This is a genomic window from Rhizobium sp. P1_E1, assembly GCF_056406015.1.
On sequence record NZ_JBFUAY010000056.1, the window covers coordinates 18,638 to 35,701 of the forward strand.

General features: G+C 58.5%; 16 protein-coding genes. 7 read left to right on the forward strand and 9 right to left on the reverse strand.

Annotated elements, in window-relative coordinates:
* Positions 1 to 26 precede the first annotated feature (26 nt).
* The 5 genes from ltnD to AC1D1Z_RS19400 are packed head-to-tail and all read left to right on the forward strand — an operon-like array spanning position 27 to position 4,598.
* Positions 27 to 920 (forward strand): L-threonate dehydrogenase, encoded by an 894-nt coding sequence (gene ltnD / locus AC1D1Z_RS19380; RefSeq protein WP_018517131.1) that lies wholly within the window; start codon positions 27 to 29, stop codon positions 918 to 920.
* 38 nt (positions 921 to 958) lie between these two features.
* Positions 959 to 2,230, forward strand: a complete 1,272-nt coding sequence (otnK, locus tag AC1D1Z_RS19385; RefSeq protein WP_130654356.1) for a 3-oxo-tetronate kinase — start codon at positions 959 to 961, stop codon at positions 2,228 to 2,230.
* Positions 2,227 to 2,877 (forward strand): 3-oxo-tetronate 4-phosphate decarboxylase, encoded by a 651-nt coding sequence (otnC, locus tag AC1D1Z_RS19390; protein ID WP_018517129.1) that lies wholly within the window; start codon positions 2,227 to 2,229, stop codon positions 2,875 to 2,877. Before otnK ends, otnC begins: the two co-directional genes overlap by 4 nt.
* On the forward strand, positions 2,874 to 3,638 hold the full coding sequence (locus tag AC1D1Z_RS19395) for a hydroxypyruvate isomerase family protein (RefSeq protein ID WP_032990332.1): 765 nt from the start codon (positions 2,874 to 2,876) through the stop codon (positions 3,636 to 3,638). Before otnC ends, AC1D1Z_RS19395 begins: the two co-directional genes overlap by 4 nt.
* Before the next feature lie 33 nt (positions 3,639 to 3,671).
* Positions 3,672 to 4,598: an NAD(P)-dependent oxidoreductase gene (locus tag AC1D1Z_RS19400; protein WP_018517127.1), complete on the forward strand. Its 927-nt coding sequence runs from the start codon at positions 3,672 to 3,674 to the stop codon at positions 4,596 to 4,598.
* A 358-nt stretch (positions 4,599 to 4,956) separates the two neighbouring features.
* Here the strand turns inward: AC1D1Z_RS19400 and AC1D1Z_RS19405 are convergent, their stop codons facing one another.
* Together AC1D1Z_RS19405 and irrA are read right to left on the reverse strand one after the other, a co-directional pair.
* Positions 4,957 to 6,150, reverse strand: coding sequence for an arabinose transporter (locus tag AC1D1Z_RS19405; protein WP_018517125.1), 1,194 nt, complete (start codon positions 6,148 to 6,150; stop codon positions 4,957 to 4,959).
* Between the two features lie 20 nt (positions 6,151 to 6,170).
* The gene (gene irrA, locus AC1D1Z_RS19410) at positions 6,171 to 6,587 is read right to left on the reverse strand and encodes an iron response transcriptional regulator IrrA (protein ID WP_477851597.1); all 417 of its coding nucleotides are present in this window, start codon (positions 6,585 to 6,587) and stop codon (positions 6,171 to 6,173) included.
* A 385-nt stretch (positions 6,588 to 6,972) separates the two neighbouring features.
* On the opposite strand from irrA, the gene AC1D1Z_RS19415 reads away from it, so the two are divergent.
* A complete protein-coding gene (locus AC1D1Z_RS19415) occupies positions 6,973 to 8,121 on the forward strand; it encodes a PQQ-dependent sugar dehydrogenase (protein ID WP_065277883.1) in 1,149 nt (382 codons plus the stop codon).
* A gap of 487 nt (positions 8,122 to 8,608) precedes the next feature.
* Here AC1D1Z_RS19415 and AC1D1Z_RS19420 read toward each other — a convergent pair whose 3' ends face one another.
* From AC1D1Z_RS19420 to AC1D1Z_RS19440, 5 genes are all read right to left on the reverse strand, one after another.
* Complete coding sequence (locus tag AC1D1Z_RS19420) at positions 8,609 to 9,955, reverse strand: c-type cytochrome (RefSeq protein ID WP_065277884.1); 1,347 nt, start codon at positions 9,953 to 9,955, stop codon at positions 8,609 to 8,611.
* Between the two features lie 125 nt (positions 9,956 to 10,080).
* Positions 10,081 to 12,345, reverse strand: a complete 2,265-nt coding sequence (locus AC1D1Z_RS19425) for a xanthine dehydrogenase family protein molybdopterin-binding subunit (protein ID WP_065277885.1) — start codon at positions 12,343 to 12,345, stop codon at positions 10,081 to 10,083.
* On the reverse strand, positions 12,342 to 12,803 hold the full coding sequence (locus AC1D1Z_RS19430; protein WP_018517120.1) for a (2Fe-2S)-binding protein: 462 nt from the start codon (positions 12,801 to 12,803) through the stop codon (positions 12,342 to 12,344). Before AC1D1Z_RS19430 ends, AC1D1Z_RS19425 begins: the two co-directional genes overlap by 4 nt.
* 243 nt (positions 12,804 to 13,046) lie before the next feature.
* Positions 13,047 to 13,301 (reverse strand): hypothetical protein, encoded by a 255-nt coding sequence (locus AC1D1Z_RS19435; protein ID WP_128408339.1) that lies wholly within the window; start codon positions 13,299 to 13,301, stop codon positions 13,047 to 13,049.
* Positions 13,302 to 13,423: 122 nt separating this feature from the next.
* Positions 13,424 to 14,140 carry an SUMF1/EgtB/PvdO family nonheme iron enzyme gene (locus tag AC1D1Z_RS19440; protein ID WP_065277886.1) on the reverse strand — a complete coding sequence of 239 codons (717 nt, stop codon included), beginning with the start codon at positions 14,138 to 14,140 and terminating at the stop codon, positions 13,424 to 13,426.
* A 167-nt stretch (positions 14,141 to 14,307) separates the two neighbouring features.
* On the opposite strand from AC1D1Z_RS19440, the gene AC1D1Z_RS19445 reads away from it, so the two are divergent.
* A complete protein-coding gene (locus AC1D1Z_RS19445; RefSeq protein ID WP_477851598.1) occupies positions 14,308 to 15,201 on the forward strand; it encodes a LysR family transcriptional regulator in 894 nt (297 codons plus the stop codon).
* A gap of 19 nt (positions 15,202 to 15,220) precedes the next feature.
* On the opposite strand, the gene AC1D1Z_RS19450 is transcribed toward AC1D1Z_RS19445, so the two are convergent.
* Together AC1D1Z_RS19450 and AC1D1Z_RS19455 are read right to left on the reverse strand one after the other, a co-directional pair.
* Positions 15,221 to 15,958 (reverse strand): DUF4405 domain-containing protein, encoded by a 738-nt coding sequence (locus tag AC1D1Z_RS19450; RefSeq protein WP_245275435.1) that lies wholly within the window; start codon positions 15,956 to 15,958, stop codon positions 15,221 to 15,223.
* Entirely contained in the window at positions 15,955 to 16,443 is a 489-nt protein-coding gene (locus AC1D1Z_RS19455; RefSeq protein ID WP_018517116.1) for a hypothetical protein, read from the reverse strand. Before AC1D1Z_RS19455 ends, AC1D1Z_RS19450 begins: the two co-directional genes overlap by 4 nt.
* Between the last annotated feature and the right edge of the window lie 621 nt (positions 16,444 to 17,064).

The following is a 17,064-nucleotide window of genomic DNA, read 5'->3' on the forward strand; positions in this document are numbered from 1 at the left end:
TTGAACAAAAAATGGGAGGACCTCACATGAAAATCGGCGTTGTTGGGCTTGGCTCGATGGGCTACGGGATTGCCGCCTCGCTTCTGCGATCCGGGCACGAAGTGTTCGGCTCCGACGTGAATGTCGACGCCATCAAGCGGCTGCGTGCCGAGGGCGGGTCGAATGAAGATATTGCAGCCGCTGCACCTCGGCTTGATGCGCTCGTCGTGGTCGTCCTTAATGCAGCCCAAGCTGAGGACGTTTTATTCGGGAAAGAGGGGCTGGTCGGCTGGCTGCCGGCGGACGCTGTTGTCATGCTTTGTGTGACCGTTGCACCGGACTTTGCACGCAGCGTTGCGCAAAAATGCGCGGAGAATGAGGTCCATTTTCTCGATGCTCCAATCTCCGGGGGATCCGTCAAAGCCGCGCAAGGCAAGCTTTCGATCATGGCCTCCGGGACACCCGAAGCATTCACCAGAGCCCGGCCTGCACTTGATGCAATGGCYGAAACCGTTTTCGAACTGGGCGACACGGCCGGTGCTGGATCTGCAATGAAGGCTGTCAACCAGATGCTAGCTGGCGTCCATATCGCGGCGATGGCCGAAGCGATCACATTCGGCATGACGCAAGGAATTGATCCGGAAACGTTCATCAAGGTCATACCCCGTTGCGCCGGAACGAGCTGGATGCTGGAAAACCGTGCGCCGCACGTGGTGTCAGGCGATTTTACCCCTCACTCCGCCATCGATATCTGGCCGAAGGATCTTGGCATCGTTCTGGATGCAGCCCGGGCTTCAAAGTTCGCCGCACCGATCACGGCCGCAGCGCTTCAGCAATTCCTCGCAGCATCCGGGATGGGATTGGGGCGTGAAGACGACGCGGCAGTCGCCAAAGTTTATGCCCGCAATGCGGGACTGACATTGCCTGGCACAGGTAATTGATCTGCCATTGGTGAATTATCGCAGGACGGGATGCTGGCATGACAACATATTTCGGTGCAATCGCTGACGATTTCACAGGCGCGACCGATCTTGCAGGCCTTCTTGCGCGTTCCGGTGTCGAAGTATCCTTGCGCATCGGCGTCCCTGACAGCCCGCCCGCCAAGACAGCGCCACTTGAGATTATCGCTTTGAAATGCCGGACCTCGCCGGTCGATGAGGCAATAAAGGAAACCCGAGCTGCGCTCGACTGGCTTCGCGAGGCCGGCGCCAAAAGGTTCTTCTGGAAATATTGCTCTACCTTTGATTCGACGCCTCGCGGCAATATCGGCCCGGTTGCCGAAGCGCTTATGACGGCCCTCGGAACCGATCAGACGATATATTGCCCCGCCTTTCCGGAAAATGGTCGGTCGATCTTCATGGGCAATCTGTTTGTCGGCGAGCAACCATTGGCCGAAAGCCCAATGAAGGATCATCCGCTCACACCAATGCGCGATTCCAATCTCATGCGGCTGTTGGAGCCACAGGTCACCTTGCCGGTCGGACTTGCCAACCGTCACGCCGTCGCTAGGGGACCGAACGCGCTTCGCGACAGGCTTGCAAGCCTCAAAGCAGATGGCGTGGCACATGTCGTTGTCGATGCAGTTGCAAATGACGACCTTTCCATCATCGCTGATGCCTGCCAGGATTTGACGTTCTTGACAGGCGGTAGTGCAGTCGCGATGCCTTTGCCCAAGATCTGGCTGAGCCAGGGTTTGGTCAAAAGACGTCACGGCGAAGGTGAACACCGTTTCGAAGTCGGCCCTGCGATCGTTCTCTCAGGCAGTTGCTCGGCAATGACGAACCGCCAAGTCGCAGCCTTTCTCGGCCAGGGCGGCCGGCCCAGCTTGAAGTTGGACCCCCTGGAACTGGCCGAAAACGGGCCCGGCCCTGCCCTCGAATGGCTGTCGCACCAGGACTTAACGAAGACCCCAATTCTCTATGCCACCGCGGCGCCAGATGCCGTTCGGGCAGCCCAGGAGAGATTGGGTAGCGATCGGGCCGGCGCCCTGGTCGAAGCCGCTCTTGCCGGATGCGCCGCTGCGGCCAGAGACTTGGGCATCCGCCGCTTTGTCGTGGCAGGAGGAGAAACATCGGGTGCCGTCACCAAGAGCCTCGGTGTGACACGTCTCGATATTGGATCGGAAATCGCCCCCGGTGTTCCCTGGTGCTTTGCGCGGAGTGGAAACCACGACGTCGCAATCACCCTGAAGTCAGGCAACTTTGGCAGCGAAGACTTTTTCGCAAAGGCTTTGGAGGTGCTTGACGCATGACCGAAGAAACCCGCTTGCGCGACTTGATTTGCACGCTTGCGAAATCTCTGTTCGACCGCGGCTTGACGCATGGCTCGACGGGCAACATCTCAGCGCGAACCCACGACGGCGGTCTTCTCGTCTCGCCGACGGGATCCAGCTTCGGACGACTCGATCCCGGCCGGCTCAGCCGTTTCGATGTCAATGGCCGGCATCTGAGCGGCGATCAGCCCACCAAGGAGATGCCGCTTCACAGTGCCTTCTACGATACGCGCAGCCAAGCCGGTGCAGTGGTTCATCTGCACTCCTGCCATGCGGTCGCATGGTCACTGATGCCCGACGTCGACGAAGACGACTTTCTTCCGCATCTGACCCCATATGCCATTATGCAGCTTGGACGGGTCAAACTTCTGCCCTTCTTTCGTCCGGGCGATCCTGCCATGGGCGATGCGGTCAAAGGGTTGGCCGGCAAGCGCTCGGCGGTGATGCTGGCAAATCACGGACCGGTGGTGGCAGGCAAGGACGTCGAAGCGGCATGCAATGCTATCGAGGAGCTAGAAGCCAATGCGCGGCTAGCTGTGCTGACGTGCGGCTGTCGTCCGCGGCTTTTGAACAGGGGGCAGGTCGCCGGCATCGTGACCAGTTTCAACGTGGAGTGGGAGGCATGAGATTTTCCGCCAACCTTGGCTTCCTATGGACCGATCGACCGCTTCCAGATGCCATTCGGGCAGCGAAATTGGCCGGGTTCGACGCCGTTGAGTGCCACTGGCCCTATGCTGTTCCCTTTGCCGATACCAAGGCTGCGCTGGAGGAAACGGGTTTGACGATGCTTGGGCTGAACACCAGCCGGGGCAATACGGCAATTGGCGAAAACGGCCTAGCCGCCCTACCCGGCCGCGAAGCCGATGCTCGAGCGGCCATCGACGAAGCCCTTGCATATGCTGCCGGGCTTTCCGCACCCAGCGTTCACGTCATGGCCGGTAATACGGGTGGACCGCGCGCAAGAGGCACTTTCTGTGAGAACCTCGCCTATGCTTGCGATGTCGCAGGCGATAAGACGACGATCCTCATCGAGCCGCTCAATCCATACAACGCACCGGGCTATTTTCTAAACAGCACGGAACAAGCGGCAAGCATCATCAGGGAAGTGGGCAGGCCGAACCTTAAGTTGATGTTCGACTTCTATCATATTCAGATCATCGAAGGGGATGTGACCCGCCGCTTTGAGACCCTGCTGCCACTGATCGGGCATGTTCAGATCGCGTCGGTGCCTGATCGCGCCGCCCCCGATCACGGCGAACTGGACTATGCRTTTGTTCTGCACAGGGTGCGCAAGTTGGGCTGGGATCAACCCATCGGTGCGGAATACCTACCCGAGACGGGTATGCCCCCCGATACATCGTGGCTGAGCAGATACACGGCACTCTAGCGACCAACTTCACCGGCAAGGGAGGAATATAGAATGAGCGATAAACCAATCGTTGGATTCATCGGCGTTGGCCTTATGGGCCATGGCATGGCGAAAAACATCAGGACCAGCGGCTATGAGCTTTGGTACCTTGACCAGAGGCCGATCGACAGCCTCCTGAAACTGGGCGCGCGCGAGGCGGCAAGCGCGAGGGATATGGCGCAGAAGTGCGATATAATCCACATCTGCCTGCAGAATTCTGGCCAGGTCGAAAGTGTCATACGCGGTGACAACGGTATTCTTGCGGGTGCGCGGCCCGGACTTGTGGTGATCGACACATCGACCTCCGACCCCGCCTCGACGTTGAAGCTTGTTGAAGAGGTAAAGGGAAAAGGGATATCGATGATCGACGCCTCTCTCGGCCGCACGCCGAAAGAGGCGGAAGAAGGCACGTTGGATGCCATGGTCGCTGGCGACGACGAGATATTCGAACGCGTCAGGCCTGTGATAGAATGCTGGGCGGGCCGTATCATCAGGGTCGGCGCTGTCGGTAACGGGCACAAGATGAAGCTTCTGATGAACTTCATTGGTATGAGTTATGGCGCGCTCTATGCTGAGGCGGTCGTGCTCAGTGCTAAAATCGGCATCTCGCCTCAGACGCTGCGGGAAGTTATTGCCCCGAGCAGGATGGGCAGCGGCTTCTTCGATACATTTATGAAGTACGTCGTTGAGCGGGATCGGGATGCCCACAAATTCGCAATTTCATTTGCCGCCAAGGATCTGCGCTACGTCAACAATATGGCGGCTGAGTCGAAGATGATGAGCATTATGGCGTCAGCTGCTGTGCAATATTACGCTCATGCCGAGTCAACAGGCCATGGCAGTGACTATGTGCCAATGTTAAGCGACCTCGTGGGCGCGTTGAATGGAGTGGACATGGCAGAGGAAGTGCGCAAAGGCGCACATAACGTCGCCCTTTAAGCGCCCAATGCAACACGCATCATTGATTGAACCACAAGATGCTGAAACCCTCGGAACTGCAAGTTCCCTGGCGTAAATATTGTGAGCAATACACCTGTGGCACCAGCAACAATGGGTCACAGGTTCATCCAGTCATTCGATCGATATTCAGTCACCGGCGGTTTCACCCTCGCCGCATACAGTCTGTGGATCATTGCCGCCGATATGGGGATCGTCATGACGATCCTGCGCTATGCCGGCCCTAGCTGCTTTTGAGCACACTTCCCGATGCGGCCTTGCGCGCATGAAGAACAAGACGGCCAGTTGCGGTTTGGCAACCTTGGTTGAAGAAGGATAGCCGAAATCCTCCCGAGCAAGGTTATGATCGCGCCGCGCGCCGCAAGATGATGGTGGCGATTGGCGCCGCGCACACGACAAACAGCGCGCTGACCAGGAAGATTGCAGATAAGCCAGCGGCACTTCCCAGAAGGCCAAGCAGCGGTCCGCTGGTTGCGATCGTGAAGTCCAGGCAAGCGGAATAAAGACCCATGGCCATACCGCGATTGTCTGCCGGTGCGGCTGCGACGACCGCCACACCAAATCCTGGAAAGACCAGCGAGTAACCGACGCCGACTGTGGCCGCACCGATCATGCCAATGATCGGCTCCGGCGCAATCCATATGAGGAGCAAGCCCGCAACCTCAACCAGTACGAAGACCAATGCGGTCAACCCGCCGCCAAGTTTGTCAGGTAAGTGGCCGAGAAATGTCCTAGCCACGACGAGGGCAGCAGCAAAACACGTGACCGCTAGCCAAGGATTGGGCCACTGCCGACTTGCAAAAAGAAGAACGGAAAAGGTCAAAATGGCGGAGTAGCCGACGCTGCTGAAAGCCGCTCCCAGGCCTGGCAGCCAAACCGTGCCGATCACCTTTCGAAGCGACCCAGGTTGAGCGGGCCGTCCCGCCACGGGTGGCAAGGGAGCGATGATCAACGCCGTCAACAATGGTAGAACGATGGTGGCGGTCGCAATCGCGCCAAACCCCATGGACGAATACAGCGCGGTTCCAACCGGAGCGCCGGCAGCCAGCGCGCCAAACATAGCCGTGCCTACCCAGGCAATCACTTTGCCGGCGTTCTTCGGACCGGCGGTCGCAAGGCCCCAAGCCACTGACCCCGTTAGGATAAGACCTTCGCCAGCACCGAGTACAGCGCGGCCCATCAAGAGGATGGTGGCTGACGTGCCAGGCTGCTGCATAAAAAAGGTCGATACCATGTAAAGGCCGCCAGCTATAACCGCACATCCCAGGCCCAACGACACCGCCCTTTTCGGCCCGCGACGGTCGGCATAGTTCCCCGACCAGAGTCGCATCACAAACGACGCTGCAAACTGGCTGCCGCTGATCAGTCCGACCACGAACGTTCCAAACCCGAGATCGTTGTGGACATGCAAGGGCAGCACCGGCATGGCCATGCCAGCGATCAGGAAGCCGACGAAAACGACAATCATTTTCGGCAAAAGTATTTTAAAGACGGAGCTGTCACCGTCGGCATCAAAAGGGACAGGATCTGACAAACGGAATTCCAAACTAGCTGTTAGTTACCCGAAATCGGGCGCAGACGGATGACGATGTCGATGTTGACAATGTCGAATCCCTCCGGTGGGTCGGGAGGATTAAGAACCGCGATCTTCTGGTCGGGTACGTCGAGGATTTCCCCACGACCTTCAACATAGAAATGAAAATGCTCAGCGACATTGGTGTCGAACCAGGTGCGCAACCCTTCCACAGCGAGAACCCGCACGAGCCCCGCATCGGTGAATTGATTGAGAGTGTTGTAGACAGTAGCGAGAGACAATATGAACCCTCCCTCTCTTGCCTCTGCGTGAAGCTCTTCAGCCGTGACGTGCCRGTGCCCGCCTGCAAACAGCAAATTGGCAAGCGCGATACGTTGTTGCGTCGGTCTCAAGCCTGCTGATCGGAGGCGTTGGAGGGTTGTCGTCTGATGGGGCATGCTATTGGTCCATGTGAGCAGGTGCCACTGTAACAAATCAAGCGCATCGTCCGTACCTTAGTTATGCAAGCGCCGATTTGGATATAAGATCATGTTATCGCTCTGACGTCCCCGACGCAGAAGCAGGGGCCGGTGACGGCTGGGAACGTCATTGATCGGATGGAGCGGCATGCTTCGACGGCGGGCCGGAAGTGCGCTAGGCGGGATGGAAGCGGTTCGGCGCTCGAATTGCGAAAAAGCACCTCGCCATTGATGAACGGTGCTCATAACAGCAACCATTTTAATAGCGGTAGTAAGGGGCGGTCCCTCTCCCTACCTCTGCTTTCACCGCAAAGAGATGCTCGAGGGCATCGACGCGGCGAGCAACGACTGTAGTGGAGGGACAATGCGTCTCAATAGAACGATCATGGCATCGGTGCTGGTCGCCGCAACCGCCTTTACATCTCTTACCGACGCCAACGCCCAAAGCATCAATGCCGGCGAGCGTGGTGAGAGCACGGTTCGCCCGTTTACGAGCCGCGCGATTGCGGAGTTCGACAGGCCGTGGGCGCTAGCATTTCTACCCGATGGGCGCATGGTCGTGACTGAAAAACTCGGGAAGATTTTCCTCGTCACCCGAACCGGGCAGAAGACAGAAGTGGGTCACGTCCCCGTCGTTGCCGCAGCTGGCCAAAATGGTCTGCTCGACATCGCAGTAGCGCCCGACTTCCCGACAAGTTCACGACTTTATTTCACCTACACCGAGCCCGGCGATAACCGTAGCAGGCTTGTTTTGTCCCGAGCGACCCTGGCAATATCAGACAGCGGTGCATCACTATCCGACGGCAAGGTGATATGGCAGCAGTCACCATCTGGCGGCGGCGGCCAGCCTGGCGGGATCATTGCCTTTGATCCGGCGGGGCTTCATCTCTTTTTGACCGTTGGCGACCGCATGCAGGCAAGCACCGCGCAGGATCCCGATCAGGCGCGAGGAAAGGTCCTGCGCCTCAACCTCGATGGGAGCGTGCCAGGTGATAATCCGAACGCCGCCGCCGGCGGCGTCGCCGCGCAGACCTGGAGCACCGGTCACCGCAATCCATACGGTCTTGCATTCGCCGCGGATGGCCGCCTTTGGCTCCATGAAATGGGGCCGCGTGGCGGCGATGAACTGAACCTGATCGAGCCCGGGCGGAACTATGGCTGGCCGGACGTTTCCAATGGCGACAATTATAGCGGCACGCCGATACCGCGCCATGCCACGAGACCCGAGTTCGCAGCACCTGCCGTCTATTGGACCCCCGTCATCGCGCCTGCCGGGCTCGCCTTCTATGAAGGTAACCTCTTTGCGAAATGGCGAGGGTCCGCCCTGATCGGCGCGCTGGCGGTCCAATCTCTCGTGCGGATGAACTTCGATCCTTCTGGCCGAGCCGATGAAGTGGATCGCTGGGACATGGGCGCGCGCATTCGGGATGTGGCCGTGGCGCCGGATGGCGCGGTTTGGCTGATTGAGGACGGCAGTTCCGGCAACCTGTTGCGTCTGACGCCGCGAGATTAGTCCCCGTTTGTCGCAAAACGACCTGCCAGGCCACGCGCATGGCCGGGTGACCGCTCGTCGTGTCGGGCGCCGGTTCGCGAACCGTCGTTGCAAAGCCCGTTCATTCATGAGCGGTCCTTCTGACGACAAGCAAAATGAGCGGCCTAATATAGCTGCTTCGGATGAGTTACATTTGCTGTGTGGCGAAGTCAGGAGCTCGGTCGTCATATTGGGCTCCACGCCAACCGGAAATCTTTGCGGGAGATCAACGCCTGGTCCTTACCCTACACGTCGTGGCCCTCTTCGACCCTTGGCCCAGATCCTCCCCATTGGCGGGGCGAGAAGAGCAAAATTGGCCTAACGTGTGACAAGGGGCGCTCCATTGGAGCGCCCCTTCGTCATTTCGACCTACGCTTTTATCCGCGCTTGGCAGCCAGCTTTCGAACGCATGGCACCATTCCTGGCAGACCGTGCCGCTCAGCCCGGAGCGACACGGCCGCCGCTATCTTCAGCGCATCTGAAGTACGATTGGATTGCTGCTCGCCGGATCTGTGTGCTCACGCAAAGCCTTCACATCGTCGATGCTCACCGGTCCGCCGTGATTTCCCCAACTCGAACGCACATAGGTCAGAACATCGGCGATTTCCTTGTCTGACAGTTGCCCACGGAACGGCGGCATGCGGTAGGCATCAGGKATCCCCTTGGTGATGACACGCGCCGAGCCATTTAATGTCACGTTGATCTGCGAGGCATTCTCAACGGTCAGCGAAGACGCGGCACCCGCCAGGGGCGGGATCCACTGGTTCTGTCCTACCCCCTCCGGTCCGTGGCAAAATCCACATCGGCTGGCATAGGTTTGGGCTCCTGGAATTTTCAGACGATCGGAGACGGATAGGCTCGTGGCAGGTGGGACATTCCGGGGCCATGGTGCTCCATCGCGGGAAGTGTCACCTGGCAGCGATTTGAGATAAACGCTGATGGCCCGCAAATCTTCGTCGGTCATGAAAGCGAGCGAATTGTTGTAGGCCTCTGCCATCGAACCGAAGACGACAGCATGCTGGTTTCTGCCGTTCTTCAGGAAAGCGAAAATGTCATCCTCGCTCCAGCGCCCAAGACCGGTGTTGTGATCCTGGCGGAGGCTTGGCGCATACCAGCCATCAAGGAGTGCGCCGGCGAGATAATCCGGGCTGCTCTCGTCGAGCGCCTTTTCGTTCATCGTGAGGCTGCGCGGCGTATGGCAGCTGCCACAATGGCCTGCACCTTGCACGAGATAGGCGCCACGGTTCCAGGCGACGTCCTCTGAGGTCTTCTGCTGATAGGTTTCGCCGTCCGTGAATATCAGATTCCACATTGCCAGCGGCCAGCGCATGTTCATCGGCCAAGAGATCTCTGACAGAGCGTTCGGCTGGTTGACCGGTGCAACATCAGTCATGAAGAACGCGTAGAGCGCTCGGACGTCGTCGTCGGTCATCTTTTCGTAGGACGGATACGGCATCGCCGGATAAAGGCGCCGGCCATCGGGGGCAACGCCCTTGCGCACTGCACGGTCAAAATCCGCCAAGCTGTAATTGCCGATACCGGTCTGTTTGTCGGGCGTAATGTTTGTCGCGAAGATGGAGCCCAAGGGGGTTCCCATTTCAAGGCCGCCTGCAAACGGTTTGGCGTTCGGCAAGCTGTGACAGGCCACGCAATCTGACAACCGGGCAACGTACTCTCCTCGTTGCGCAAGATCGACGGACGGAGGCGGCACTGCCATTTCGTCGAACGGGGACGGTGGCAGACGTGTCACGAACCACGCCAGACTGCCGCCGCCGACAACCACCAAAATGACAATGAGCAGGAGTATTTTTTTCAAGGACAATCCATCCTGTAATATGAGCAAAGAAACCAAAGCGGCCGGTATCGTCGCTGCAGTCGCGACCCATCGCACCGCCGAGATCTAGTGAGATGGGTCAGTCCGATGCTACGACGGCCGGCGGTCTAGCTCTCGAACCTGTATTGCGACAACGGCATGCTGCGGACACGCCGACCTGTCAGGGTGGACACGGCATTGGCCACTGCCGGAGGGGTGGCAGGAAGTCCCGGTTCGCCGATGCCGCCCATTGCAGCGCCGCTTTCGACGATGCGGGCATGAACCCGCGGCATCCGGCTGGGCGGCAAGATGGGGTAGAGATCATAGTTGCGAGCGACCGGCTCGCCCTGCTCGTAAATGGCTTCCTCGATCAACACTTGCGACACTCCGAGGGCGATTGCCGAGTTGAGTTGCGCTTCGATGATGGCCGGGTTGACGATGCTGCCCGGGTCGATCGCTTCCCACACATCGTGGACGACAACTTCGCCAGCACGGATCGACACTTCCGCGATAGCCGCCGCGTGACTGCCGAAAGGCGACGCCATGGCGATGCCGCGCGCACGACGCGAGCCGTCCTCCGCCGTAAAAGGTCCCCTCTTCCATCCGCCTGACGCCTCCGCAACGGCCTTTAACAGGTTGCTGAGCCGCTCATTGTCCTTCAGGAGATGGAGGCGCAAGGCGAAAGGGTCCTGCTTGCCTGCATCGGCCATTTCGTCGAGGAACGCCTCGTAGAAGAAGTCGTTCATGGAGTTGCCGACCGAACGCCAATAAGCGAGCATCGTCGGGTTTTCCACATAGATCTGGGCGATCCGGCGATTTGGGATGGCATATGCCTTTCCGGTTAGCCCCTCGACAGCGGTTTCGTCGATCTTGTTTTCATCGTGTCCGGACAAACCTTCCGTCGGGCCTTCGCAGATACTGATGGCCTCGATGGCGGCGGGCATGCCGTCGTCGTCAAGGGAGCCGCGAAACCGCACCGAAGCCATCGGTCGAAGGGGATCGCGCAAAAATTCCTCTTCCCGGGTCCAGATCACCTTGACGGGCCGTCCAACCTGCTTTGCGAGTTCGATGGCCTGGGAAAACGGGCTAGCTGCCGCATAGAGAAAATGCCGGCCGAAAAAACCACCCAGCAAGGGACTGTGAACACTGATCTTGGACGCATCGAGCCCGGTCGTTTTGGCGATCTCAGCTTGAAACATCTCAGGCGCCTGGTTCGGCGCCCAGACATCGAGCGTTCCATCGTCGTTGAAGCGCGCCAGTGCTGATGGCGGCTCCAACTGCGCATGCCTCAGATACTGGCTGCGATAGGTCGCCGACACAACCGACTTTGCGCCAGCAAGGACGGCAGGTGCATCTCCCGCCGTTTCCGCATCCTTACCGGTTCCCGGCTCGTTGGCGAGGCGTTCGCTGAACGCTGCGGTGGAAAAGTCTGCGGGCATGTTACGCGTGCCGGGTATCAGCGGCTTGGAGCCCGCCTCGATCCAATCGACGACCAGCGCTTCTGCTGCGCGCTTCGCATTCCACCACCGCTCGGCGACCACCGCCACAGCACCAGGGAGCCGATGGACCGAATGGATGCCGGGCATCGCCCTGACATCGGCCTCGTTGCGAATGTTTCCAACCGCCATTCCCAGACGTGGGGCATGCTGCACAGAAGCTTGGAGCATGCCGTCGACCTTGCAGTCGATGGCATAGATCGCCCGACCGGTCGATTTATCGAGAATGTCGAGCCGCTTGATCGGTTTCCCGATCCAGCGAAACTGGCTGCGCTCCTTCAGCGACACACTTTCCGCAGCCGGAACGGGAAGGCTCATCGCATCCGTCGCAACATCGCCATAGGTAAGCTTGCGGCCGGATGCGGCATGGATGACCTGACCCGGCTCGCTCGTCATCTCCCCAACCGGGACATTCAGGCGCTTTGCCGCGGCCTCGAGGATCATTGCGCGGGCAAGGGCGCCCAGCCGGCGCATCGTATCGTAGCTCATGCGCACGGACATGCTGCCGCCGGTGATGCGCATCTTGCCGCCAATAATCAGATAATCCGAGCCAGTCGGCGCATTTTCCACGCTGAACGAACTGGGGTCCATATCGAGTTCTTCACCGACGATCTGCGCCATCGCCGTAAAGATACCTTGGCCTCCCTCCACGAATGGGCTCATGAAGCGCACGGTGTTGTCCGGGCGAATTTCGAGGAAGGCAGGAACGCGCGTTCCCGGCGTCATGACCGCGAGCGCCTGCGCCAGCGCGGGTCGTACCGGCAATCCGAAACCGAGCACCAGAGAACCTGCGGCCGTTCCGATGGAGCCAAGAAGAAATCCCCGTCGCGAAATGTTGACCGGTCTTCCGCTCGTAAAGTCGTTGTCCTTAGCGAGATCGCGAATGATATTGCTCATAGCGTTTCCACCTTCTGTCCGGCCACATCGTGAACCGCGGCCGTGATCGAATTGTAGGTCCCGCAACGACAGAGATTGATCATGACGGCAGCGATATCGTCATCGGACGGATTGGGCGTCTCTTTGAGAAGAGCCGTTGCCGCCATGACCTGGCCCGATTGACAGTAGCCGCACTGGGGAACCTGATGGGATACCCATGCGGCCACGACCTTCTGACCGACTGGATCGGCCTCGATCGCTTCAATTGTGGTGATCTTGCGGTCCGCGACGCTGTCCAGTGGCGTTACGCATGACCGGGTTATTTGGCCGTCAACCATGACTGAACAGGCGCCGCATTGCGCCAGCCCGCATCCATACTTTGTACCCGTAAGACCGAGTTCATCGCGGATCACCCAGAGAAGTGGCGTGTCTCCGCTCGACTCCACCTCATAGGTCTGTTCATTGATCTGAAGTCTCATGAAATTGCTCCGATGCAGTCTGCTTCAAAGGCGAACGGTGAAAAACGTAAAGAAACTAGCGCTTGAGGGGCCCAAGCTCGCAATCGATTTGAAATTGTAAACCTGCAGCAAGAGCATGATTAGGGGGGGAAACCCGATAGCTGTCATGACCTCCGCTCATTAGTGGAGAACCATCTTGGGTAAACCAAATGCACCGATGCTCGCGAAGGCGACTAAAATCGAAATAGCTCGTTGCGCAACAGGCTATGACGCCAAAATTCCCTGTCCAGACAGGTGCGTACCTACCGAGGCCAGTTCTTTTGAGCAATCGGTTCGGGATGTCGCTTGTTGACAGCGAACATGAGCGTCTTCGCGCAGGCCGGATCCTTCCGACGCCGCAGGGCAACTGATCGCGAACAGGCCGAGCATGACAACCCCTGCCAAACCGAAACCCGCGCCCAGCCGGCGGGAATCGACTACGTAGTCGTGTGGATCGTAGCTGTGCGGATCATAGGACATGAATGGCTCTCTTTGCAGCGGTTTTGGCAGAACGTCGCGTTCCGCCAGACGGTCACAAAGTGGGTATGCCGATCGGCTGCGATTAGAGCCCTGAAAGCGTTTGTTGATATGAACTCAGCTCATCAATCTTCAGCAACCTGATGTGTGCCGGTGTCCGATACCCCTCCAACCAGGCTGAAGCCCAGCGTGGTCGCCGCCGCAAACGGATCGCAAGCTCCTCGACTGGGCTGCCGCCCATTTTGCCTGACGGTGTTTCGGCCACGGCAGATCCGCGGTTGGGCAAGGCCCGTCTTGGAAAAATTGACAATGCCCTCCCCTGCGAGGTCTCCCGGGTCCCAGCACCATTCCAATCTGTCCGACGGCCACCCGCCCTCACCCCAAAGCCCTCCCGGGAACATTTGCTCTACAGCGTTGACATTCTTTCGTGGTTTCGTGCCTGGCATTAAGGGGCCACCGGGGTCGCGGGGCGCTGCTTCCCACTCGCGTTCGGTCGGTAGGCGGTACCCTGCGGAAGCGAAATCAACGCTCACCAGGCATTCCTTGTCTGTTGGCACAAACGTGTAAGCCTGGCCAAGGCCCTCGCGGGTGCTTTTCCAGTTTGCAAACTTCACGGCATCGTGCCAACTCACCAGGACGACCGGATCATCCTCGCCTTGATCCATGTAGGGATTGTCCCAAGACGCGTCGGGCTTTTGTTCCCATTTTTTCCTCACGAAGATCCAGCCGCCTCCACGTCTCTCGCAGTCCGTGAGATATGAGGTGCGGCTTACAAATTCCCGGAAATCACCGACCGTTACTTTCCGTTTCTCGGCATGCACTTCGTTGGTTTGAGACGTCACGCTTCTCTCCTCCCGCGTTCTTCATGTATCCCCAGCCCGGCTACGCCGGCCACCTCCGTAAATGTGATCTCCTTGTGATGGCGTTGTGACCGCCGTCATCAATCCTTCGCTGTTCTATTCATCACTGTGGCGCTATAAGGGTCCAATCAGATGAGAAGGATTCATGAGTGCCGCGCGAAAATGTTAATGACCYCATGGCGTTTGTCGCGGTTGCCCGAGAGCGCAGCTTCACAAGGGCCGCCGCTAAATTCGGCGTATCTCAGTCCGCTTTGAGCCATACGATACGTCAGCTCGAGGCGCGGTTGGGTGTACGCCTGTTGACGCGCACCACGCGCGCGGTCACCCCGACAGAAGCGGGTGAGCGGTTGCTTGATGGCATTGCTCCGCATTTTGACGAGATTGAAATGCACGTCGATGCGCTCAGCGCCTTGCGTGACAAACCTGCCGGGACAATTCGTATTTCTGCCTCCGACTACGCGATCAAACATTTGCTGTGGCCAAAACTGCGCGAACTTCTCCCCGAATATCCTGATGTCAAAGTCGAGCTTGTACTCGACAATGGCCTGACCGATATTGTGACCGAACGTTTTGATGCCGGTGTGCGTATGGGCGAGCATCTGGCAAAGGACATGATATCGGCCCGCATCGGCCCCGACTTTTGTCTGGCCGTCGTCGGTGCGCCCTCGTACCTTCGAAACCATGCGGAACCGCAGCACCCGAAAGATCTGGTCAGCCATACTTGCATCAACTTCCGGCTGCCAAGTTCCGGCGGCCTTTACGCCTGGGAATTCGAGGAAGACGGACGCGAGATCCGAATTCGTGTCGATGGCCAAGCCAGCTTCAACAACACGTTCGATATCCTGGAAGCTGCCCTGGACGGCTTCGGTCTCGCCTATATTCCGGAAGAAATCATCCTCCCCTATGTTGCGGAGGGGCGCCTTGTGCGCATGCTTCAGAAATTTTCTCCCCACTGGGACGGGTACCATCTGTACTATCCCAGCCGCCGGCAGTCCTCTCCTGCGTTCATTGCGGTGCTCGACGCGCTGCGCCATCGCGACTAGCGAGAAGACCAGCGCGGGCTCATGCACCTGTTGCGTCCTCTAAAGCGCGGCCACGAGATCTTCGCTCCACACGCCTTCCAGATCGACCCATTACTCCACCTCGCCACCAACTCATGCCATAGTGCGTGATGACGGCTGGCAGGGCGACGACGCCGGCCCAATAACCGAAGAACGGCGTGACCGAGGCCGTAAAATCCCAAAAATCAAGGCTGTAGGTAAAGGTTAACTTGGCCCACACGCCAAGCATCCGCATGCTCAAAACGCCGAAGCCGGCAACCGCGACCGCAGTCAACCGCAGAGCCCAAATCGCGACCCTGCTTTGGCTTGTCATGCCCAGGCAGGATCGTACCACCGCCATGACCCGGGTCCAGTGGAGGCCGAGATGAACGCCGACGATGATCATCACCCAATAGGCCGAGAACCAGTGGATGTCGCGAAGATAAATGCTGTCAGGGATAGGAAGGGAGGCAAAGAGCGATTTTGATATGATGATGCTTGTGATCAACAGCACAAGCATGTTTCCGATCAGAAGCAGATGCAGCAATGCCGTGACCGTTCGACGGGCATCATAACGACCGCGCAACAGATTCGTGAACCAGAGCCGATTCACGCCAACGTGCCATGCTAGCATGACAAACAATGCCGTTCCGAACACTTCATGCGGCCGGTTGTCGAGCCACCAATAGGCAAGCGAGAGGAGCAGCAACGTTGCCATGCACCCTGGCAGCAAGAGGCGCGTTATAAAGAGTTTTTTCAAGGTGGTGGGCTCCCATCGAACGCCAACGCATCGCTGAACGTAAACATGAACTGGCGATCGCCGCGGGACCGCTGATGGCACGAATAACATTGCGCGATATTTTCATCGGCTTTGATGGTCTGATCGGGCCAAAACCATTGATATTGCCAGTCGTCGACGCCCTCTCCCATTTTTTGCGCAACGAGATAGCGCGTCAGCACATCGCTCTGGTAATCGACAAGCACCACATGCGTGCCGGTCGGTACGTTCTTGCCCGCCTTTATGGCACCAAGGGCTGTCTCGCTCGTTAGCATATGCTCTCGGGTAATGCCGCGGCGAACCGTCGTGTAGTGCGACAATTGGTCAAGCGGTGGAAAAGTCACCTGGTTTGCTTCTGCGAAGGCTGGCCTCGGTCCGTCTGTCTCGGGCGACATCAGGTAGCCACCCACAAGGACAATCAAGCCAGCTATCGAAGCGAGACTGCTGCGCAGTCCAAACTTTGCCATGTCTTTTTACATCCTTTCAGGACGAACGCCGGCACCCTGAGACTGCCCGATGTTCTTCGTGAGCCTTCCTTGTCATTCGGCGAAAACAAGGATTGCCTTGCGGGGCCGGGCAGATCTTGAATCCAGCCTTGACATGCGTGAGACATAGCAGCTCACCGGAAAGTCAATTAGGGGGTCCTAGCCGTTTGTAGCTATGAGCCTGATTCATCAATCTCCGCTGGTCTCTCTCGCGCGGAAAGACGCCTTCCGCGCCAACCCGATATCGCAAACTTTGCGCCGCCTTCAGGGGGCCGGCGTCAGCGTTTCGCCAGCCATGAATGTCAAGCCAGTGTCGACCGTGGCCGATAAGAGGAGAGACACAATGAAGCGTCTCGACCAGTAGGGATGTCGTCAGGACCAATGCTGCGAATGCAATGTTTGTCCAGCGGGCCTGAAGCGTGTGCTCTGGCGCCAGCCCCGCGTCGACCGGATCCGGCTCTGGCCCCGGTATAAAACTAAGTTATACCGTCAATTGCCAGCAGCTTGTGGTGTGATGCGGCTGGAAGATATCGTCAGCGAATGGAGGAGTTCGAAGCGCCTTTTACGCGGCGCTTCATAAGAGCACGAACAACGCAGTGGGTG